The organism is Micromonospora sp. CPCC 205554 (assembly GCF_036902745.1).
Classification (GTDB): Bacteria; Actinomycetota; Actinomycetes; order Mycobacteriales; family Micromonosporaceae; genus Micromonospora; species Micromonospora tulbaghiae.
Map to the genome: position 1 here is coordinate 230,250 of NZ_JBAKHP010000008.1, position 20,123 is coordinate 250,372.

General features: G+C 74.2%; 18 protein-coding genes. 10 read left to right on the forward strand and 8 right to left on the reverse strand.

Going from position 1 to position 20,123, the window contains the following annotated elements; translation table 11 throughout:
- The first annotated feature begins 102 nt into the window (after nt 1-102).
- From V6U82_RS14270 to V6U82_RS14285, 4 genes are all read left to right on the forward strand, one after another.
- Nucleotides 103-888 carry a DeoR/GlpR family DNA-binding transcription regulator gene (locus V6U82_RS14270; RefSeq protein WP_120572866.1) on the forward strand — a complete coding sequence of 262 codons (786 nt, stop codon included), beginning with the start codon at nt 103-105 and terminating at the stop codon, nt 886-888.
- Nucleotides 889-984: 96 nt separating this feature from the next.
- Nucleotides 985-1,983 (forward strand): ATP-binding cassette domain-containing protein, encoded by a 999-nt coding sequence (locus V6U82_RS14275; protein ID WP_334461328.1) that lies wholly within the window; start codon nt 985-987, stop codon nt 1,981-1,983.
- Nucleotides 1,980-2,993, forward strand: a complete 1,014-nt coding sequence (locus V6U82_RS14280) for an ABC transporter permease subunit (protein ID WP_334461331.1) — start codon at nt 1,980-1,982, stop codon at nt 2,991-2,993. Before V6U82_RS14275 ends, V6U82_RS14280 begins: the two co-directional genes overlap by 4 nt.
- Nucleotides 2,994-3,130: 137 nt before the next feature.
- Nucleotides 3,131-3,586 (forward strand): DUF3263 domain-containing protein, encoded by a 456-nt coding sequence (locus V6U82_RS14285; RefSeq protein ID WP_128138992.1) that lies wholly within the window; start codon nt 3,131-3,133, stop codon nt 3,584-3,586.
- Nucleotides 3,587-3,592: 6 nt separating this feature from the next.
- Here V6U82_RS14285 and V6U82_RS14290 read toward each other — a convergent pair whose 3' ends face one another.
- Nucleotides 3,593-3,805, reverse strand: coding sequence for a hypothetical protein (locus V6U82_RS14290; RefSeq protein WP_026268495.1), 213 nt, complete (start codon nt 3,803-3,805; stop codon nt 3,593-3,595).
- 152 nt (nt 3,806-3,957) lie between these two features.
- Here V6U82_RS14290 and V6U82_RS14295 point away from each other — a divergent pair, with 152 nt between their 5' ends.
- The 4 genes from V6U82_RS14295 (at nt 3,958) to V6U82_RS14310 (ending at nt 7,329) form a co-directional block, all read left to right on the forward strand.
- Nucleotides 3,958-4,860 carry a hypothetical protein gene (locus tag V6U82_RS14295; protein WP_334461336.1) on the forward strand — a complete coding sequence of 301 codons (903 nt, stop codon included), beginning with the start codon at nt 3,958-3,960 and terminating at the stop codon, nt 4,858-4,860.
- A 151-nt stretch (nt 4,861-5,011) separates the two neighbouring features.
- Nucleotides 5,012-5,521 (forward strand): GNAT family N-acetyltransferase, encoded by a 510-nt coding sequence (locus tag V6U82_RS14300; RefSeq protein ID WP_334461338.1) that lies wholly within the window; start codon nt 5,012-5,014, stop codon nt 5,519-5,521.
- Between the two features lie 258 nt (nt 5,522-5,779).
- A complete protein-coding gene (locus V6U82_RS14305; protein WP_334461340.1) occupies nt 5,780-6,283 on the forward strand; it encodes a hypothetical protein in 504 nt (167 codons plus the stop codon).
- Nucleotides 6,284-6,285: 2 nt separating this feature from the next.
- A complete protein-coding gene (locus tag V6U82_RS14310) occupies nt 6,286-7,329 on the forward strand; it encodes an SRPBCC family protein (RefSeq protein ID WP_334461342.1) in 1,044 nt (347 codons plus the stop codon).
- 76 nt (nt 7,330-7,405) lie between these two features.
- On the opposite strand, the gene V6U82_RS14315 is transcribed toward V6U82_RS14310, so the two are convergent.
- From V6U82_RS14315 to V6U82_RS14345, 7 genes are read right to left on the reverse strand one after another with little or no spacing between them, the layout of a single operon-like run.
- Nucleotides 7,406-9,646: an AAA family ATPase gene (locus V6U82_RS14315; protein WP_334461344.1), complete on the reverse strand. Its 2,241-nt coding sequence runs from the start codon at nt 9,644-9,646 to the stop codon at nt 7,406-7,408.
- 37 nt (nt 9,647-9,683) lie between these two features.
- Nucleotides 9,684-10,178, reverse strand: coding sequence for a hypothetical protein (locus V6U82_RS14320; protein ID WP_334461346.1), 495 nt, complete (start codon nt 10,176-10,178; stop codon nt 9,684-9,686).
- 45 nt (nt 10,179-10,223) lie between these two features.
- Nucleotides 10,224-10,985 (reverse strand): GTP-binding protein, encoded by a 762-nt coding sequence (locus V6U82_RS14325; RefSeq protein ID WP_199733027.1) that lies wholly within the window; start codon nt 10,983-10,985, stop codon nt 10,224-10,226.
- Nucleotides 10,963-11,412 carry a DUF742 domain-containing protein gene (locus tag V6U82_RS14330; RefSeq protein ID WP_120572877.1) on the reverse strand — a complete coding sequence of 150 codons (450 nt, stop codon included), beginning with the start codon at nt 11,410-11,412 and terminating at the stop codon, nt 10,963-10,965. The genes V6U82_RS14325 and V6U82_RS14330 overlap by 23 nt, the downstream gene beginning before the upstream one ends.
- A complete protein-coding gene (locus V6U82_RS14335; RefSeq protein ID WP_013288866.1) occupies nt 11,409-11,873 on the reverse strand; it encodes a roadblock/LC7 domain-containing protein in 465 nt (154 codons plus the stop codon). The genes V6U82_RS14330 and V6U82_RS14335 overlap by 4 nt, the downstream gene beginning before the upstream one ends.
- On the reverse strand, nt 11,870-14,752 hold the full coding sequence (locus V6U82_RS14340; protein WP_334461352.1) for a sensor histidine kinase: 2,883 nt from the start codon (nt 14,750-14,752) through the stop codon (nt 11,870-11,872). Before V6U82_RS14340 ends, V6U82_RS14335 begins: the two co-directional genes overlap by 4 nt.
- Nucleotides 14,739-15,917 carry a hypothetical protein gene (locus V6U82_RS14345; protein WP_128138691.1) on the reverse strand — a complete coding sequence of 393 codons (1,179 nt, stop codon included), beginning with the start codon at nt 15,915-15,917 and terminating at the stop codon, nt 14,739-14,741. The genes V6U82_RS14340 and V6U82_RS14345 overlap by 14 nt, the downstream gene beginning before the upstream one ends.
- 374 nt (nt 15,918-16,291) lie before the next feature.
- Between V6U82_RS14345 and V6U82_RS14350 the strand changes: the two genes are divergently transcribed.
- The gene (locus V6U82_RS14350; protein WP_334461353.1) at nt 16,292-19,156 is read left to right on the forward strand and encodes an alpha/beta fold hydrolase; all 2,865 of its coding nucleotides are present in this window, start codon (nt 16,292-16,294) and stop codon (nt 19,154-19,156) included.
- Nucleotides 19,156-20,073 carry an ABC transporter permease subunit gene (locus V6U82_RS14355; RefSeq protein ID WP_334461355.1) on the forward strand — a complete coding sequence of 306 codons (918 nt, stop codon included), beginning with the start codon at nt 19,156-19,158 and terminating at the stop codon, nt 20,071-20,073. The genes V6U82_RS14350 and V6U82_RS14355 overlap by 1 nt, the downstream gene beginning before the upstream one ends.
- The last annotated feature ends 50 nt before the right edge of the window (nt 20,074-20,123 follow it).

Here is a 20,123-nt window from a genome sequence, read left to right on the forward strand (position 1 = left end):
TCCCAGTTCGCGCAGCGCAGGGTTTTGCGCGGACCCAGTTTCGCGCACTAGTGTGCACGCAACCGATCACCGTTCACGCATAGTCTTGGGGAGGGCCCCGCGGTGGACCGCTACGCGCGCTGGAACGCGCTGCTGGAGATGCTGACCGACAGCGGGCGGGTCACCGTCGAGGAGGCGGCCGAGCGGCTCGACGTCTCCCAGGCCACCATCCGCCGCGACTTCGACCAGCTCGCCCAGCAGCAGATGATCACCCGTACCCGGGGTGGCGCGGTCGCCAACGGCGTCTCCTACGACCTGCCCCTGCGCTACAAGACCGCGAAGCACTCGGCCGAGAAGCAGCGGATCGGCGCGGCGGCCGCCGCGCTCGTGTCGCCGGGCACCGTCGTCGGCCTCAACGGCGGCACCACGAGCACCGAGGTGGCGCGGGCGCTGGCGGTCCGTCCCGATCTCAACACCAGCGCGGAGGGCGCCCAGCTCACGGTGGTCACCAACGCGCTGAACATCGCCAACGAGCTGCTGGTGCGTTCGCGGATGAAGGTGGTGGTGGCCGGCGGCGTGGTCCGGCCGAAGTCGTTCGAGCTGGTCGGCCCGCTCGGCGGGGCGCTGCTGCGCGAGGTCACGCTGGACGTCGCGCTGCTGGGCGTGGACGCGATCGACCCGCAGCTCGGCGCCGCCGCGCACCACGAGGGGGAGGCGGCCATGAACAGCCTCATGGTGGCCCGGGCCAAGCGGGTCGTCGTGATAGCCGACTCCTCGAAGCTCGGTGGGCACGCGTTCGCCCGGATCTGCCCGGTGGACCGGGTGGAGACGCTGGTGACCGACTCCGGTGCGTCCCCCGACGTGGTGGCGGCGTTCCGCGACGCGGGCGTGCACGTCGTCTGCGCCTGACCTCACCCGACACGCCGACACTGCATACCGGGTATTGCCTTCCGGTGCATACCGCGTATGGTGTCGCTGACGCCTACTTATCGGGGGAGGTCAGCTGTGTCGGCTGTCCTGGAGATCGAAGGTCTCCGCAAGACGTACCGGAGCCGGAAACGCGGGGTCCGCCACGCGCTCGACGGCTTCGACATGCGAGTCGAGGCCGGCCAGGTGCACGGCTTCCTCGGCCCGAACGGCTCGGGCAAGACCACCACGCTGCGTACGCTGCTCGGCCTGATCAAGCCGAACGGCGGCCGGATGGCCATTCTCGGCCAGGAGCTGCCGCACGCGCTGCCGGCGGTCGCCGGGCAGGTCGGCGCCATCGTGGAGAGTCCGCAGTTCTTCCCGCACTTCTCCGCTCGCGACACGCTGGGCCTGCTGGCCCAGGCCGGTGAGCTGCCCAAGCAGCGCGTGGACGAGGTGCTGGAGCTGGTCGGGCTGCGCGACCGGGCCGGCGAGCGGGTGAAGACCTACTCGCTCGGCATGAAGCAGCGCCTCGCCGTGGCCTCCGCGCTGCTCAAGAACCCCGAGCTGCTGATCCTCGACGAGCCCGCGAACGGCCTCGACCCGGGCGGCATCCGGGAGATGCGCGGGCTGATGCGGGATCTGTCCGAGAGCGGCATGACGGTGGTGCTCTCCAGCCACATCCTGGGCGAGATCCAGCTCATCTGCGACTCGGTCACCATCATCTCGCTCGGCCGCCGGGTCGCGTTCGGGCCGGTCGAGCAGGTGCTCGCGGCCCACTCCCAGAACTCCGTGCGGGTCCGCCTGGAGGCGGTGAGCGACCTGCCCCAGGCCGCCGACGCGCTCACCCGCGCCGGGGTCCGCGTCGCCGCCGAGCCCGACCACCTGGTGCTGTCCGGCGTGGACAAGCCGGCCACCGTCAGCCGGCTCCTCGCCGAGCAGGGCCTCTACGTCAGCGAGCTCACCCCGGTCGCGGTCGACCTGGAGAGCGTCTTCCTCGAACTGACCGCCACCGCGCCGGTCCCCGGCCAGCACCGTCAGGTCGATCAGTCCGCCAAGGTCGACCAGACCGGCACCGCAGGAGGTTGGGGCGCATGAGCCTGTTCGTCACCGAGCTGCGCCGGCTCGGCAAGCGCCGGGTGACCCGGCTGATGCTCGTGCTGCTGGTGGTCGGCCTGGCCACAGTCGCGACCGCGTTCAGCTTCTCCAGCGAGAAGCTGTCGCCCGCCGCGGTGGCCGAGGCCGAGGCCAAGGCGAACAACGACTACCAGACCGCGATGACGGAGTGGAAGCGCACCATCGCCGAGTGTGAGGCGGCCCAGGCGCGCGGCGAGAAGACCGAGGAACGGTACGGCCCGAACTGCGGCAAGGACTACCAGCCGCAGCCCGACATGTTCGAGGCGAAGTGGTACCTGCCGTACCAGTTCGACTTCCGGGCCGAGTTCCCCCTGTTCATCGCCGTGTTCGCCGCCTCCGTGGCGCTGTTCGGCTTCATCGTCGGCGCCTCCTTCGTGGGCGCCGAGTGGAACACCGGCGGGATGATGAACCTGCTGCTCTGGCGGCCGAAACGGCTCACCGTGCTGGGTACGAAGCTGGCCGCCCTGCTCACCACCGTTTTCGGCCTGACCGTGGTGCTCGGCGCCCTCTGGACGGCGGCGTTCTGGCTGATCGCCAGCCAGCGCGGCAGCACCGCGAAGATGACCGCCGGAGTGTGGCAGTCGATCGGGCTGGACGGCCTGCGCGCGCTGGCGATGACGCTGCTCGTGGCGGCGATCGGGTTCGCGCTGGCCTCGCTCGGCCGGCACACGGCGATGGCGCTCGGCGCGGCGGTGGGGATCTTCGCGGTGAGCGAGATCGGCATCCGGATCGCGGTCGCCGTGCTCGGCGTCCAGTTCGGCGACCGGTACGTGCTGTCCACGTACGCCCAGTCGTGGTTCCTCAAGCAGGCGGAGCTGTTCGACTACGACACCTGCCAGTTCTCCCAGGGCTCCTGCGAGCCGGCCACGTACCTGGTCACCTGGCAGCAGTCGGCCGTGGTGTTCGGCGTGGCCCTGGTGGGCGCGCTCGTGGCCGCGTTCTGGACGATGCGGCGGCGGGACATCGCCTGACCTGGTCCGCGCCGCCGGCTCCCCCCGGCGGCGCGGACCCCGCGTCCGATGCGGCCGGGGGCGGCCCTGGTTACGCTGGGGCTCCCCCCGGCCGGCGCGTTCCGCGTGCCGGCCACCCGCCGTCGGAGAGGAGCGCCATGTCCGCCGACGCCTCGCAGCGGGCCGCCGTCGACCGGCCCGACCCGCCGGGGCCGACAGCGGCTACGCGCCACGCGGGTGCCGTCCCGCCGCCACGTACCGCGCCACCGGTCGAGTCCACGCCGCCGGACCGGTCCGCGCCCGTCGACGACAGCACGTCCCCCGACGACGCCGCGCCGTCCGGTGGTCCGGCGTCCACGCCGGCGCCGTCCGATGCGCCGGGCGACGGCCTCACCGAGCGGGAGCGGCGGATCCTGGCGTTCGAGGCGCAGTGGTGGAAGCACGCCGGTGCCAAGGAGCAGGCCATCCGGGACACGTTCGGGCTCTCCGCGACCCGCTACTACCAGCTGCTCAACGCCCTGCTCGACCAGCCGGCCGCGCTCGCCGCCGAGCCGGTGCTGATCGGCCGGCTGCGCCGGCTGCGCTCGTCGCGTGCCCGTAACCGGCGCCGCTGACGAGCGTCACTTCTCGTACGTGCGCAGCCCGTTGCCGATGGCGAAGAACGTCGGCGCCCACTCGCCGATGAAGATGCCCCAGCGGTCCGCCCGCGCCACCCCGGCGCGCTCCATGTGCTTGGAGAGGAACCAGCTGGTCATCGAGAGGCCGATGCTGACGAACCCGGCGAGGTAGGCGTGCTCCGCCCGGAAGCCGCTCTCGTGCAACCGCTCCAACATCTCGAATCCCCCTGTCGCCGGGACCGACCCGGTCGCGTCCGACGCTACCGAAAGTCCAGGGGCCATGACGCGCGGTTACCTCGATCGGGCCGGTGGCGGATGACCGGGCGCGGGCCGGGTAGGCGGCCGGCGACGACGAACGGAGGTCGACGATGGGGGCACCAGACCGCCGGTACGCGATCGGCAGCAGGCCGGCCCGCCCGGCCGCGGAGACGCCGGTGATGCGGGTGCGTTCCGCCTCCGACCCGGCACCCGGCCGGCCGGAGAACGAGGACGTGGTCTTCCGGTTCGGCCCGCTCGCCGGCGTCCTCGACGGGGCCACGGTGCCCGAGGGCTTCGACACCGGCTGCGTGCACGGTCCCGCCTGGTACGTCCGGCACCTGGCCGCCCGGATCGGCCTGGCGATCGCGGCCCGGCCCGCCGCCACGCTGATGAGCAGCCTCGCGGCGGCGATCCTCGCGGTACGGGCCGACCACGGCGAAACGTGCGACCTCGACCATCCCGGCACCCCGTCGTCCACTGTCTGCCTGCTGCGGCACAGCGGCGACCGGGTCGACTACCTGGTGCTCTGCGACAGCCCGCTGGTGCTCGACACCGACCGCGGGATCGAGGTGGTCACCGACGACCGGCTCGCGGACGCGGTTGCGGACCTGCGCCGCAGCGCCGCCGCGCTGCCCGACGGCGAGACCGACCCGGCGACCCGGTTCCGCCGCGCGACGACGGTGCAGCGGACCCGGATGAACCGCACCCATGGCTACTGGGCGGCGGCGAGCGACCCGGACGCGGCGTACCACGCGCTGACCGGGACGCTTCCGCTGCGCGGTCCGGGGGCGCTGCGGCGGGCCGCGCTGCTCAGCGACGGCGCCTCCTGCGCGGTCGACCAGTTCGGCCTGTTCGACTGGGTCGGGCTGCTGGAGGTGCTGACAGTGGAGGGCCCGGACGGCCTGATCGACCGGGTCCGGGTGGCCGAGCGGGAGCACCCGGACCGGCTGCGGCGACGCAAGCGCACCGACGACGCGTCGGCCGTGCTCTGCGAGTTCTACTCTCGGCCGTGACCACGCTCACGGCGGGAACGACCGGTCGGATGACAACGCAGCGTGAGGCGGGAACACCCCGGGGGTACGACCGGACGAGGCGGTCGGCCATAGCGGCAATCCCGCCCCAAAGGGGTGGACGACCCGGGTCACGCGCGGCAGACTGCGCGACGTGACGGGTGCTGTACGGCTGGAGCCGGTGGACGAGCGGAACCTGGAACCGTTGCTCTCCGTAGCGGCGGCCGAGGCGGAGCCGGAGGACGTCATGCCTCCGGTGGACGCCCCCGCGGGCTGGTCGCTGGCCCGCCGCGACGCGTTCCGCGAGTTCCACCGCGCCAGCCTCGGCGGGCTGAACGGCCCGACCGGCACGGCCATGTACGCGATCGTCTCCGGCGGCGAGGTGGTCGGCATGGTGCGGATGACCCGCCGGGACGAGCCGGGGACGGTGGAGACCGGCATGTGGCTGGGCCGGTCGGCGCGGGGCCGGGGCCTGGGTGCCGCAGCGCTGCGGCAGTTGCTGCACGCCGCTGCGGCGGCCGGGATGCGCACCGTCGTCGCTGACACCACGCCGGACAATGCGGGCGCTCTCTCCGTTCTTCGTAAATGCGGGGCGGAATTGCGCGAGGAGAACGGGAAGATCCACGCGACAATGTGTCTGGATTCCGCCCTCCCGATCCGCTGACACCATCGTTTGCCGAAGGGCAACCAGCCCGCGTCGTCCCTGCTCATCAGGGCTCCGGTGCGAGGTTTCTCCCTTCCTGCGACGCCTTTCGCGTTCGCCGGCGGAAATGTTTTGCGCATTTTCTGACGGGTACTGCCCGCCGGGTCCGCTGACGTGGGACACCGGTTGCAGGCCCCTTTTTCGCTGATCCCCGGCAGATGATTCCGGGCCTGCTCCACCCATGAGGTGTCCCTTCCGCCGGGGAGCGAGGGAGAACTGATGAAGAGCGGAGCTCGGATCGCCTTGGCGGTCGGTTTCGGATATGTCATCGGCCGCCGCCGGAAGCTGCGAACCGCACTCACCCTGGCTGCCGCGGTCGCGGCCGGCCGCGCCAGCCAGAACCCGGGCGGCCTGAAGCAGATGGCCACCGGCCTGCTGGGGACGAGCCCGCAACTGGGCAAGCTCGGCGCGCCGCTGGTCACCGCCGGCAAGGCCGCGGCGACCGCCGCCGCAGGCAGCGGCATCGACGCGGTCAGCGGCAAGCTGCGCGGCGGCGCCGACGCGCTGCGGCGCAGGTCGTCGGGCCGGTCCGGGGAGCAGCCGGACGACGGGCGGCGCTCGGCTCCCGACGAGGAGCAGGAGCTCGACGAGCAGCCGTCAACCCGCGACGACGAGGACCGGGGCAGCGATGACCGGGGCGGCGATGACCGGGACGGCGATGACCGGGACGGCGATGACCGGTACGGGCGGCCGGCGCCGGTGCGCCGTGGACGGGGGCGGTGACCATGGCCCCCAACAGCATCACCGACAGGGCCCGTGACCAGATCGGTGGCGAGCTGCGCAATCTCGCCTCCGCGATCGGGGAGCGGGTCGCGGAGGCGGTCACCGAGCGGGTCACCGGCGCCACCGGTCGGCTCAGTGAGTACGCCAAGCAGGGCGGCGGGCCCGGCCTGGTCGCCGCGGCCACCGGCGCGCAGAAGCTCGCCGACGGCGATTCCCCGCTGAAGGCGATGTTCCATGCCGGCCTGGCCGGCGGTAAGGAGAAGGTGATGTCGGCGTTCGGCGGCGGCAAGGGTGGCAAGGGCGGCAAGGGCGGGGGCAAGAAGCTCAAGGTCACCAACATCGTCGAGACCATCGAGGTCGGCGTGCCGGTCCGGGTGGCGTACAACCAGTGGACGACGTTCGGCGACTTCCCGAGCTTCATGAAGAAGGTCGAGCAGGCCGACTGCGACTCCGACGAGAAGATGACCTGGAAGGCGCAGGTGCTCTGGTCGCACCGGACCTGGGAGTCGACGATCGTCCGGCAGATCCCGGACCGGCTCATCCACTGGCGCTCCAAGGGCGAGAAGGGCTCCGTCGACGGCACGGTCAGCTTCCACGAGGTCGGCCCGGAACTGACGAAGATCCTGGTGGTGCTGGAGTACCACCCGCAGGGCTTCTTCGAGCACACCGGCAACCTGTGGCGGGCCCAGGGCCGCCGCGTGCGGTTGGAGCTGAAGCACTTCGTCCGGCACGTGATGACCGAGACCGTGCTCGACCCGGACTCCGTCGAGGGCTGGCGGGGCGAGATCGAGGACTCCCAGGTGGTCAAGGACCACGAGACCGCGCTCCGGGAGGAGCGGGGCGACGCCGGGCCGGCCGACGACGAGTACGCCGCCTACGACGAGGGTGAGGACTTCGACGACGACGAGTACGCCGACGAGCCGGTCCTGACCGCGCCGGAGCGCGCTCGCCAACGTCCGGCACGCGGGCAGCGTGAACCCGAGCGCCGCCGCCGCGTGCCGGAGCGTCCCCGCCGCCCGGCCGCCCGGCGCCGCGACGAGAGCTGACCGGACCGGCGGCCGGCGGGTTGAGCGCTCGCCGGCCGCCGGTTGAGCGCCGGCCGGTGCGGCGAGAGCCGAGCGGTCAGGACCGGCCGGTGGCGTACGACTCCAGGTGCGCGAGCTGCACCGGGTCCAGGGAGGGGCGGACACGGGTCCGGGCCGCCTCGACGTGCGCGGCGGTCACGGTGCTCGCCTCCAGCGACTCCCGCATGGCGGCCAGCGCCGCCTCCCGGATCAGCGCGGCGCAGTCGGCGGCGGAGAAGCCGTCCAGCTCGGCGCCGAGCGCGTCGAGGTCCACGTCCGGCGCGAGCGGGACGTCCCGGGCGGACGCCCGGAGGATCTCCGTGCGGGCCGGACCGTCCGGCGGCGGCACGTAGACCAGCCGTTCCAGGCGGCCGGGACGCAGCAGCGCCGGGTCGACCAGCTCGGGGCGATTGGTCGCACCGACCACCACCACGTTGCGCAGCGCCTCCACGCCGTCCAGCTCGGTCAGCAGCGCGGCCACCACCCGGTCGGTGGTACCGCCGTCGGTGGCCTGCCCGCGCACCGGGGCCAGCGCGTCCACCTCGTCCAGGAACACGAGCGTGGGCGCGGCCTGGCGGGCGCGGCGGAACAGCTCCCGGACCGACCGCTCGCTCTCACCCACCCACTTCGAGAGCAGCTCCGCGCCCTTCACCGACAGCACGTTCGCCCGCCCGGAACCGGCCAGTGCGGTCACCAGATAGGTCTTGCCGCAGCCGGGCGGACCGTAGAGCAGCACGCCGCGCGGCGGTGTCACGCCCAGCCGGGCGAACGTGTCCGGATAGGTGAGCGGCCAGAGCACCGACTCGGTGAGCGTCTGCTTGACCTCGTGCAGCCCGCCCACGTCGTCGAGCGTCACCGACGCCAGCTCCAGCGTGGACGCGGACATCGTGGTCGGCCGGACCACCTCCAGCGCGGCGGTGAAGTCGGCCATCGCCACGGTCGGCGTCTCCGCCGTCTTCTGCCGCAGCGCCGCGCGTACCCCGGCCTCGCGTACCAGCGCCGCCAGGTCCGCCGCGACGAATCCGGGGGTACGGGCGGCCACCTCGTCCAGCCGGACGTCACCGGCCAGCGGCACCTCTCGGGTCAGCACCGTCAACTGCTCCCGGCGCAGCGCCGCGTCGGGCAGCGGCACGGTGATCCGCAGCGCGAGCAGGTCCGGGCCGCGCAGCGCCGGGTCGACCGCCTCGGGGCGTCCGCTGGTGCACACCACAGCGGCGCCGGCCCGCAGCGTCTCGGCCACCACCTGCCGGAACACGGTGGCCAGCGGGCCCGGCTCGTCGGCCGGGGCGATCGACTCCACGTCGGTGACCAGCAGCACGGCGGGCCCACCGGCGCGTACCGCCGAGGCCGCCTCGCGCAGCCGGCGGGCCGCCGCGTCGTTGCTGAGCGCGGCCAGCTCGGGCGCCCAGAGCGGCCGGACGCCCGCGCCGACCCGGGCGGCGACCGCACGCACCAGCGCGGACTTGCCCGAGCCGGCCGGACCCTCCACCAGCACGCCGAGCGAGACGGTGGTGCCGAGCCGGCCCAGCACCTCGCGGTGGTGGAAGCCCAGGTCCAGCAGTTCGGTCAGCTCCTCGGCCTGTGCGCGCAGGCCGGGCAGCTCGTCCACGTCGGGTGCGTCCTCCGGGCCGAGCAGGTCCCCGCCGGGCTCCGTCCCGGCCGGCGTGGCTGGGGCGGAGACCCGCGCGGTGGGGGACGAGGACGCCGGACCGGAGCCGCGGGTGGCGGGGCCGTGTTCCCAGCCCACGACCGTGTCCATGGTGACGAGCGCGCCGACCGCCGGTTCGGCCGACACGACGGTGAGCAGCGTGCTCGTCCAGGCGTACCCGACGGAACTGGCCAGACTGCGCCGCGCGGCCTCGATCAGGCCGCGCACGGCGGCGTCCGGCAGCACGTCCTGCGGCAGCAGCGAGACGTCGTCCCCGGCGGTGACCACCTTGCCCAGCAGCGCGAGCCGCAGCATCTCCGGCGGGACCGCGGCGACCACCGCGGCCGGGCCGGACAGGGTGAGACGGCGTGCCGGGGTCGCGGGCAGCGGGCTCACCGTGACCTGGCCGCCGGCCCGCAGCCCGAGGTTGCCCAGCAGCAGGTCGTCGGCGTGCAGCAGGGCACCGCTGGTGCTCGGCTCGGCGGCGGCCGCGATGCCGGCGGTGACCCGGCGACCGGTCAGGCGCACCGGGTCGCCGGGGCGCAGCGCCAGCGCGGTGAGCACCTCGGGATGCAGACGTACCACGCCGCGGCGGGCGTCGAGCGCGGCCGACCGCAGCGTCGCGGTCAGGGTCAGGTCGGGTTCGGCCACCCGCCGACAGTAGCCGCCCCGATCATCGGGTGCCGGGTCAGCGCGGGCCCGGGTCGTCCAGCAGCGAGGGGTCGCGCCGGATCATCTCGGCCAGCCGGGCCGCCGGGTCGGACTCCAGCGGGTCGTGGCCGGGCGCGGGCACCGTCTTCACCGACATGGGCCACGCCGGCGGCGGCGCGGGCGGCGCCGCCGGGCCCACCGTCACCGCCGTGCCGGACCAGGAGACCCGCAGCGGGTACGCCTGCTCGCCCAGCTCCACGCGCAGCGTCACGGCCAGCCCTGGGTGCTCGGCCACCACCCGCCGGACCGCCTCGGCGACCTCCTCGACCGGGTCACGCCGCACCGGTGCCTCGCCACCGCGCAGCCGGTACGCGCCGTGCCCCGCACGCCCGTCGCCCGGCTCGTCCGCAGCCTCCACGGGTACGTCCCGCTCGGGCGTCCCGGCCGGCTCGCCGGGCATCGGTGCCCGGCGGCGCAGCGCCTCCTCGCGCCGTGCCATCCGGGCCAGTGTCTCGTCCAGATCACCTCTCATGGCGTCCACCCCTTCGCCAGACAACGGATCGAAACGACTGCCGGTTCAGCCTGCCCGGGATCGGGTGGCCCGGTCCAGCGCGCGGTCCAGGACGACGAGCAGGGCGTCCCGTACCGAGAGGCGGTCCCGGGCGTCGAACTGCACCAGCGGCACGTGCTCACCGATCGCCAGCGCCCAGCGGATCGACGGCAGGTCCAGGGCCAGCCGGCCGTCGAAGGCGTTGACGCCCACCGCGAACGGCAGCCCGGACCGCTCGAAGAAGTCGATCGCCGGGTAGCAGTCGTCGAGCCGGGCGCTGTCCACCACCACGAGCGCGCCGAGCGCACCCCGGGCCAGGTCGTCCCACATGAACCCGAAGCGCGCCTGTCCGGGCGTACCGAAGAGGTAGAGCTTCAGGCTGCGGTCGATGGTCACGCAGCCGAAGTCCATGGCGACCGTGGTGGTGGTCTTGCCGGCGACCCCGCCCGGGTCGTCGATGCCGATGCCGGCGGTGGTCATCTCCGCCTCGGTGGTCAGCGGCGCGATCTCGGAGATCGCGCCGACGGTGGTGGTCTTGCCGACACCGAACCCGCCGGCGATGAGGATCTTGACCGGGATCGGCGGCCGGGGCGCCGGCACCCGGCTGACGATCGGTGCCGGTTCGGCCGGCGGCACACCCGGCGGCAGGTACGGCAGCGGCGGCGTGGGCGGGGGCGGCGTGGCCCGGCCGATCAGCGGCGCCGGGCCGCCGTAGCGGCTCGGGGCGCTGTTGGCGGACGGCCCGCCCGTGGCGGCCGCCGGCCATTCAGGAGATCGCACGAAGTCCATCAATCACTCGCAGGATGATGTCGGGATCGAGGGCGTCGTCGACGTCCGCGACGTGCACGTCGAGATGGCCGGCGGCCCGCAGGTCGCCGACCAGCACCCGGGTCACCCCGAAGTGCATCCGGGTCCGGGCGGAGATCTCGGCCACCGAGACGGGCTCGGCGCAGATCGCGACGATCGCCGCCAGCTCCGGGGCCAACCGGGCGGTCACCGCCCACGAGGTGCTGCCCGGACGAGCGGTGACCTGGGTCTCCAGGCCGATCGCCGGGTCACCGTCCACCCGTCCGGAGGTCAGCACGAAGGGGCGTGGGCCGGTCGGCTCCCCGTCGCCCGCGTCCGGCTCCGGCACCGGAGCGGACGCGTGCAGGAAGGGGCGGATCCGGAAGCCGGGTTCCGGCTCCGGGTCCGCGCCGGCGGCCCCTGGGCTCATTGCTGTACGGCGTTCTTCAGCTCGGCGATCAGGCGCGGACTCAGGGCACCGCCGGCGCGGCCGGCGAAGAGCGTCATCTCGTACGCCACGGTGCCCAGGTTGGCCGTGCGGTCGGCGACGACGCCGAGCACCGAGCCGCTGCTGATCGCGCTGATCAGCAGGTATCCCTCGGCCATGTCGACGATCACCCGGTTGAGCGCGCCGAGCGCGTACCAGCTCGCGGCGCCCCCGGCGAGGCTGGTCATGCCGGAGACCACGGCGGCGAGCCGTTCCGCGTTGGACCGGTCCTTGATCGCGGACATGGCCATCAGCAGCCCGTCCGAGGAGACCGCGATCGCCTCCATCACCCCGGCGGTGCTGGAGGTGAACGAGTCGAGCAGCCAGTTGAAGGTGCGTGCCTCGGGACTGAGGTCGCCGGTGGTGCTCTGTTCGACGTTCTCGTGGAGGAAGGGGCTGGTCACCGTGATGGGTCCTCTTCGTAGCGGCGGTCGGTACTGACTTCGCGCAGAGCACGGGCGACGCCCGCCTCGAACTCGCTGATCCGGTTACGGACCTCGACGGGGTCGCCGGGGTCGGAGCTGGTGGGGGGCGCGGACTGCGCCGGGGAGACGGACAGGTTCGCGCCGGGCACCCGACGGCTGAGCCGGGGCCGTTCCGCGGCCGGGGGCGCGTGGTGGACGTCGCCCTCGGCCCGCCGTACCCCGTCCTGGAACGCCTCGACCAGGGCCCGGACGCTCGACGGGTCCGCCGGTACGCCGATCAGCGGCCCGCCGGTGGCCGGTCCGGCCGGTCCGGCCGGTGGTGCCGGTGGTGCGGCCGGCAGGTTCGCGCCGGGCACCCGCTGCCGGATCGGCGACCGGGTACCGGGCCGGCCGGCGGGCGGCCCGACCGGGCTCGGTCCGGTCGGCGCCGGCACGGCCGGGGATGGCCCGGCCGGCGTCTGCGGGCGGGCGCCACCGGGTGGCGGCACGAGCCCCGGCGCGGGCTGCGGCGTGACCGCCGGGCGGTGCTGCGGCGCGAGCCCGGGACCGTGCTGCGGGGCGAGCGCCGGGCCGGCCGGAGGCGGGACCAGGGCCGGACCGGCGGGCGGCGGCGCCAGGGCCGGGCCGGTGGGCGGCGTCAGGGTCGGGCGGGTGACCGGCGGCGTCAGGGTCGGGCCGGTCGTCGGCCCGGCGGCCGGGGGAGCGGCCGGGGCCGGGCCGACGACCGGTGTCGGCGGGGAGACGTGCCCGGGACGCGCCCCCGGTCCGGACGGCCGGGCCGCCGGCGGCCAGACCGGAGGCGGACCGCCGGTGGCCGGATCGGCGTCCTCGTCCGCCTCCGCGGTGTCGGCCTGGCTGCCGAAGGCGTTCCACGGGTCGCCGCTGGACATGCTGCGCGTGGCCCGGGTCAGCAACTCGGCGTCGAAGCCGGTCGGCGCCTCGGCGGCCGGTGGCTCCGGCTCGCGGGCGCCGGGCACCGCGGCCCGCCCGGCGCTGACGCCGACCGGTTCGGGGCGGCGGATCACGAGCGAGGCGCCCGGGATCTCCAGGGCGGCGGTGACGCCGCCACCGGGGGTGTGGCTCAGCCGGACGCTCCAGCCGTGCCGGCGGGCCAGCCGGCCGACCACGAACAGGCCGAGCACCTCGGTCGGGGCGAGGTCGAGGCGTTCCCGCCTGGTGAACCGGGAGTTCTCCTCGGCCATCCGGTCCTCGGTCAGGCCGATGCCGTGGTCGACGACGACCAGCCGGGCCCCGCCGTCGGTCAGCTCACCGGTCACCACCACGCGGGTGTGCGGCGGTGAGAACGAGGTGGCGTTCTCCATCAGCTCGGCGAGCGTCAGCACCAGGTCGCCGGCGATCGCGGGGGACGCCGCCACGCCCGGTGGCACCTCCACGTCGACGCGGGTGTAGTCCTCGATCTCGCCGAGCGCGAGCCGGACCACGTCGGCCAGCGGGACCGGCGCCACGTGACCGTCCGAGCCGGTGGCGCCGGAGAGCACCACCAGGCTGCCCGCGTTGCGGCGCAACCGGCTGGAGATGTGGTCCAGCCGGTAGAGGTGCTCCAGGCGGCCCGGGTCGGTCTCCTGCCGTTCCAGCCGGTCGATGAGCGCGATCTGGCGGCCGACGAGGTTCTGCGTACGGCGGCCGACGTGGCCGAACATCTGCGCCACGTTGCGCCGCCCGGCGACCTGCCGTTCGACCAGCCGGGCGGCGGTGTGCTGCACCCGGTCGAACGCGCGGGCCAGATCCCCGATCTCGTCCCGGGCGCTGACCTCCACCGGGTCGAGGCGTACCGGGGGGACGGTCTCGGACTCGTCGTCGGCGACGCGGGTCAGTTCGGCCTCGGTGACCCGGGCGACCCGCTCGGCGGAGCGGGTGAGCCGGCTCAGCGGCCGGGCCACCGTACGCGCCACAGTCATGCTCAGCAGGACCACGACGAGCAGGATCGCCGCCGCCGCGAGGCTGACCAGCCAGGCCGCCGTCAAGGCCTCCCGTTCCCGGGCGCGGGTCTCCGCGATGACGTCCGCGACGACCTTCTTCTCCACGAACTGGCCCAGCGTGATCATCGACCGGGCCGACGGGAACAGCACGTCCAGCGGCACCGGCGCGATCGCCCCGACCGGATCCCGGAGGCTGTCCACCAGGAACGTCGGGCTGGTTCGGGCGGCCACCGCCGCGTCGTCCAGCTCGGCCACCTTCAGCTGCTCGGGCGTGATCAGCTTGCGGAACCGCCGGTTGTCGACGTTGAGCCCCGCCATGCACGCCACGAACGACTGGGCCACCAGCGGATCGCCTGTCGCCTTGACCAGCACGATCTGGGTGGTGCACGAGCTCAGTGCCTCGTCGACGCGCAGCAGCGCGTCCAGGGCGAGCACCTGCCGTCCGGCCGCGGTGTCGGTGTCCACCTGGAAGGGCAGCCGCAACGCGTCGATCAGGGCGGTGTCGACCTCGCCGAACACGGTCAGGATCTGCTGCGGCGTGGCCCGGCCGGAGAGCGTGGCGTTGCGGACGTCCTCCAGCCGCCGTACCCCGTCGAGGCTGTCGCGGACCGCCGACGGCAGCGGCTCGGCGCGCAGGTCGGCGACCCGGTCGTCGACGGTGGCCGACTTCTGGATCAGCTCGGTGCGGCTCACCCGCCCGAGCAGCAGCCCGACCGAGAGCAGACGTTCCTGCTGGAGGTCCTGGACCAGGCTGCCGACCCGGCTCGCGACGCGGACGGTCTCGGCGGTGTCGGCGGCCCGCTGGGCGGTGGTCACCCGGTCGATGACGACCGGTACGGCCAGTCCGACCATGCTGAGCAGCGGAATGATCACCAGCAGGGCGAGCTTGCCCCGGATGCGTAACCTACCGAGCAGCATCGAACGGCCTCCACCGGTCGGCGTCGCCACCGTGCCCCACAGCGACCGGCTGGCGGTCGGCCCCGGGCCCGGTGAGCGGCGGGTCCGGGTGGACAGTGGGCTCCGGTGCGGCCTCGGCCGGTTCCCGGCGTGCCGGGGTGGCCCGGGACCGGTCCCGGCGCAGCGCGGCGACGTGCAGCGCGACGATCCCGGCGATCAGCAGAACCGCCGCCCCGGCGGCGATCCGGCCCAGCAGCCGGTCCCGCTCCAGGGCGTCGAGTCGTTCCACGAGCAGCGCGTCGAGCTGGTCGAGGATGACCGTGCGGAGCTCCTTGGCGGCGTTCTGGGCGCTGATCCCGGCGCGGGTGAGCTGGTCGGTGCTCGGCGCGGCCCGGCCGGCGCCGGGCGCCGAGTAGGTCGCGAACGTCTCCAGGGAACGCTGGTAGGTGTCCAGCGGGGTGAGCACGTTGGCGCCCAGGTCGGTGCTCTCCGAGCTGTCGACCGCCGAGCGCAGGTCGGCGACCAGGTCGGTGGCGGGACCGAGCGCGGAGACGCGCAGCTCGGCCAGCTCCGCGCCCACCCGCGCGCGCTCGGCGGCGGGGCGCTTGGCGGACAGCCGGGCCAGGTCGACGAGCCGCCCGGCCAGCACGGTCGCGGTGGGCAGGTCCCCGCCGATGCCGTCCTGGAGGAAGAACGAGTCGGAGCGGGGGTCGCGGATCAGCCCGGAGCTCTCCCGTACCTTGCGGTAGAGGGCCAGGAGCAGGTCGGACGCCTCGCCGTAGGCCCGGTACGCCGCCTCGGGGTCACCGATCCCGCGGTCCGGCAGCGCCTCCAGCTTGGCCCGCAGCCCGGCCCAGCGTTCGTGCGTGCGCAGCTCGTCGCCGACGGCGTTGTCCACCTCCGCGACGCCCTCGATGGCGGCGGCGAGCGAGGCGCGGGACACGGCCCCCTCGGCGACGGCGATGGCCTGGGCCTCCACCAGCGTGTCGGTGACCGGCCCGAGGGCCCGCAGGTAGCGGACGCCGAGACGTTCCCGGCTCGCCAGGTCGTGGTCGTCGGCGAAGTCACGTTCGGCCTGGACGAAGATCAGCCCGAGCGGGGCCAGCAGCGCCAGCACCAGGACCAGGGCGAGCGTGCGGCCCGGTACGGCGGGCCGCCGACGAACCCGCGACGCGGGGACTGTCATGGTGTGTCTCCTCCGGCGACGGCGGGGCGATCGGTGCCCCGGGAGGTCGCCGTACGCAGTCCCGTGCACCGGACCGGAAAAGTAGCCGAACCGGACGCGGGTGGGACCTCGGCCGATGAGTCGGCTTCACGTCAGTCCACTTTGGGTGACCCTGCGTCAGGGCGAATGGTACGTAGCGTGCGATCGTGTTGCCGAGAAGTGACATCGACGATGGTTTGCGCCCGTAGATGTGAATTCACATGATCCGAATACGTCCCGCTGGGATGCTCTGGACCTTTGGCGGATGACGGACGCTACGCGACGATCGGTGCAACCGGACAGACGTACGGCGGATCTCAGCGAATGCTCAGGCGTCGGCCCGTACCGTGTGGCGCATGAGATCAACCGCCGCGCGGCTCCGGCGCGCCCTGGCCGGCCGTCCGCGCCGCATCGTCGCCGCAGTTGTGGTGGTCGTTCTCGTCGCCGCCGCGCTGGTCTGGGCGGCCCGGCCGGACGGCACGGACTTCCGGACCGAGCCGGGGACGGTGACGGTGCGCTCCGGTCCCTCCGGCGACGAGCCGGTGGACCTGGACACCACGCTCTACCTGCCGGCGGACGCCTCGTCGTCCAACCGGGTACCGGCGGTGCTGCTGGCGCACGGCTTCGGCGGGACCAAGGACTCGGTCCGCTCCGACGCCGAGGACCTGGTCGCCCGCGGGTACGCGGTGCTCACCTGGACCGCCCGCGGGTTCGGGCGCAGCGGCGGTCAGATCCACCTGGACGACCCCGACTACGAGGTGCGGGACGCGCAGCGGCTGCTCGACCGGCTCGCGCAGCGGCCGGACATCCGCCTCGACGCGGTCGGTGACCCCCGGGTCGGAGTGGTCGGCGGCTCGTACGGCGGCGGTCTGGCCCTGCTGCTGGCCGCGCAGGACCAGCGGGTCGACGCGATCGTCCCGATGATCACCTGGAACGACCTGTCCCGGGCCTTCCTGCCGGAGAGCAGCGGCCGGCAGCCCACCGACGGCGTGTTCAAGAAGGGCTGGGCGGGCATCTTCTTCGGCGGCGGCGGGAACGCCGGCTCCGGTCCGGCCGGGCTCTCCGGGGCCACCGCCGCCGCACCGGAGGGCGCACCCCAGTCCGCCGGCCCGCCGAGCCCGCAGCCGGGCGCCGGGCCGGGCACCGGTCCCGGTCGCGCGCCGGCGGGCGCCGCCGACCTGTCCTGCGGGCGCTTCGCGGCCGACGTCTGCGCCGCGTACCTGCGCATCGCCACCACGGGCCGGGCCGACGCGGCGGCGGTCGAGCTGCTGCGCCGGTCGTCGCCGGCCGGCGTACTGGACCGGATCAAGTCGCCGACGCTGCTGGTGCAGGGCGAGGCGGACACGCTCTTCCCGCTGGCCGAGGCGGACGCCAACGCCCGGGGCATCGCCGCAGCCGGTACGCCGGTACGGGTCGCCTGGTTCACCGGCGGCCACGACGGCGGCTCCGGACCCACCTCCGACTCCGACCGGGTGAAGTTCCTGACCGCGCAGTGGCTCGACCACTACGTCAAGGGGGACGGGGCCGCCCCCGGCGACACGTTCACGTTCTCCCGGATCGCCGGGTTCGACGCGCTCGACCGGGGCCTGGTGGCGACCGGCTTCCGTACCGCCGACTATCCGGGCCTGACCGGCCAGGGCCGCCGCGAGGTGACGCTCGCCGGTCCGCCCCAGCCGGTCGCCGTACCGCCGAACGGCAACCCGGCGGCGATCTCCTCGGTGCCGTTCGCGGGCGCGCTCGGCTCGCTGCTGGACGGCGTCGCCGGTGACATCCCCGGCCAGCACGCCCGCTTCGAGTCGGCGCCGCTGGACGAGCCGGTCGACGTGGTGGGCGCGCCCACCGTGCGGATCAGGGCCGCCTCACCGACCGGCGAGGCGGTGCTGTTCGTGAAGCTCTACGACGTCGACCCGCAGGGCGCGGCCACGCTGCCGTCCGGCCTGGTCGCGCCGGTGCGCCTGACCGGCCTGCCGGCCACCGTCGACGCGGCCACGCCGGTCACCGTGACGCTGCCGGGGATCGTCCGGCGGGTCGAGGCCGGGCACCGGCTGCGGCTCGTCGTGGCGACGTCGGACCAGGCGTACGCCTCGCCCCCGGAACCGGCCGTGCACACGGTGGCGCTCGCGGACGGGCCGCTGACGCTGCCCGCGGTCGACGCCACGCCGATCCCCACCACCGCCACGATCTGGCGCTGGGCGCTGGCCGGACTGCTCGCCGCGATCGTGGCCGGGCTCGTCGTGGTCGTGCTGCTCACCCGCCGCCGGCACCGCCGTCAGGACGACTCCGTGCACCCGGAGTACGCGGGCGTCCCGCTCGCCGTGCGCAACCTGCGCAAGGAGTACGCGGACGGCTTCGTCGCCGTCTCCGACGTGGACTTCGAGGTGCACCCCGGTCAGGTGGTCGGCCTGCTCGGGCCGAACGGCGCGGGCAAGACCACCACGCTGCGGGTGCTGATGGGGCTGACCCAGCCCACCGCCGGTGAGATCTACGTCTTCGGTCACCGGCTGGTGCCGGGCTCGCCGGTGCTGTCCCGGATCGGCGCGCTGGTCGAGGGGCCGGGATTCCTGCCGCACCTGTCCGGACTGGACAACCTCAAGGCGTACTGGCGAGCCACCGGCCGGCCGTGGGAGGACGCGCACTTCGACGAGGCGCTGGAGATCGCCGGCCTGGGCGCCTCGGTGCACCGGCGGACGAAGAAGTACAGCCACGGCATGCGGCAGCGGCTGGCCATCGCCCAGGCCATGCTCGGCCTGCCCGAGCTGCTGGTGCTGGACGAGCCGACGGACGGGCTGGACCCGCCGCAGATCGCCGAGATGCGCCGGGTGCTCCAGCGCTACGCCACCGACGGCCGGGCGGTGCTGGTCTCCAGCCACCTGCTCGCCGAGGTGGAGCAGACCTGCACGCACGCGGTGGTGGTGAACAAGGGGCGGATCGTGGCGTCCGGCCCGGTGGAGGAGATCGTCGGTGAGTCGCCGAGCGTGCTGTTCGAGGTGAGCGACCCGGACGCGGCGCGTACGGTGCTCGGCCGGCTCGGCGGCGTACGGGTGCTGCCCGACGTCGACGGCGGGCTGGTGGTCGACACCAACGGCACCGCCCGCAGCGAGGTGGTGGCCGAACTGGTCCGCGCCGGCATCGGAGTGGACCGGGTGGTGCCCCGGCGCCGCCTGGAGGACGCGTTCCTCGCCCTGGTGGGCGAGAACTCTCGGGGAAGCGGGGACCGGTGATGGCGGGTTCGTCGGTGGCATCGTCGCCTGGTGGCGACGCGTCCGGCACGGCGGCGCCGGGCGCGGGCGGGGCGGCGGCCGGTTACCGGCCCTCGGCCACGCTCCCGTTCGCGGCGGAGTTCCGGCGGCAGGCGTCGCGCCGCCGTACCCAGCTCGCCCTGGGGTTCATGGTGCTGCTGCCGCTGATCATCCTGGTGGCGTTCCAGTTCGACGCCGGGGACGACGACGGCGGCGGGCGCGGCGAGTTCTCCAGCCTGGCCGACCTGGCCACCTCGGGCGGGCTCAACTTCACCCTGTTCTCGATCCTGGTGTCCGCGTCGTTCCTGCTGGTCGTGGTGGTGGCGCTGTTCTGCGGGGACACGGTGGCGAGCGAGGCGAGCTGGGGCAGTCTGCGTTACCTGCTCGCCGTGCCGGTGCCCCGGGCCCGGCTGCTCGCGGTGAAGCTGGTCGTCGCGCTCGCGTACTCCGGGCTGGCCCTGCTGTTGCTGGCCGGCACCGCGCTGCTCGCCGGCACGCTCCGGTACGGCTGGAAGCCGCTGAGCAGCCAGGTCTCGGCCGAGCTGGCCCCGGCGGACGGGTTGCTGCGGCTGCTCGGCGTGCTCGGCTATCTCGCGGTCGTGCTGCTGGTGGTGGCCGGGCTGGCGTTCCTGCTGTCGGTGACCACCGATGCCGCGCTCGGCGCGGTCGGCGGGGCGGTGCTGCTGTGGATCCTGTCCAGCATCCTGGACCAGATCACCGCGCTGGGCGGGCTGCGGAACCTGCTGCCGACCCACTACAGCAGCGCCTGGCTGGGGTTGCTGTCCACGCCGATGCAGACCGACGACGTGGTCAAGGGCGCGTTCTCGGCGGTCGTCTACGCCACGCTGTTCTGGGGCCTGGCCTTCTGGCGCTTCACCCGCAAGGACGTCACGAGCTGAGGTGACCGGACGGGTCGCCACGGAAGCGGTCCGGCCCATATCATGGGAGC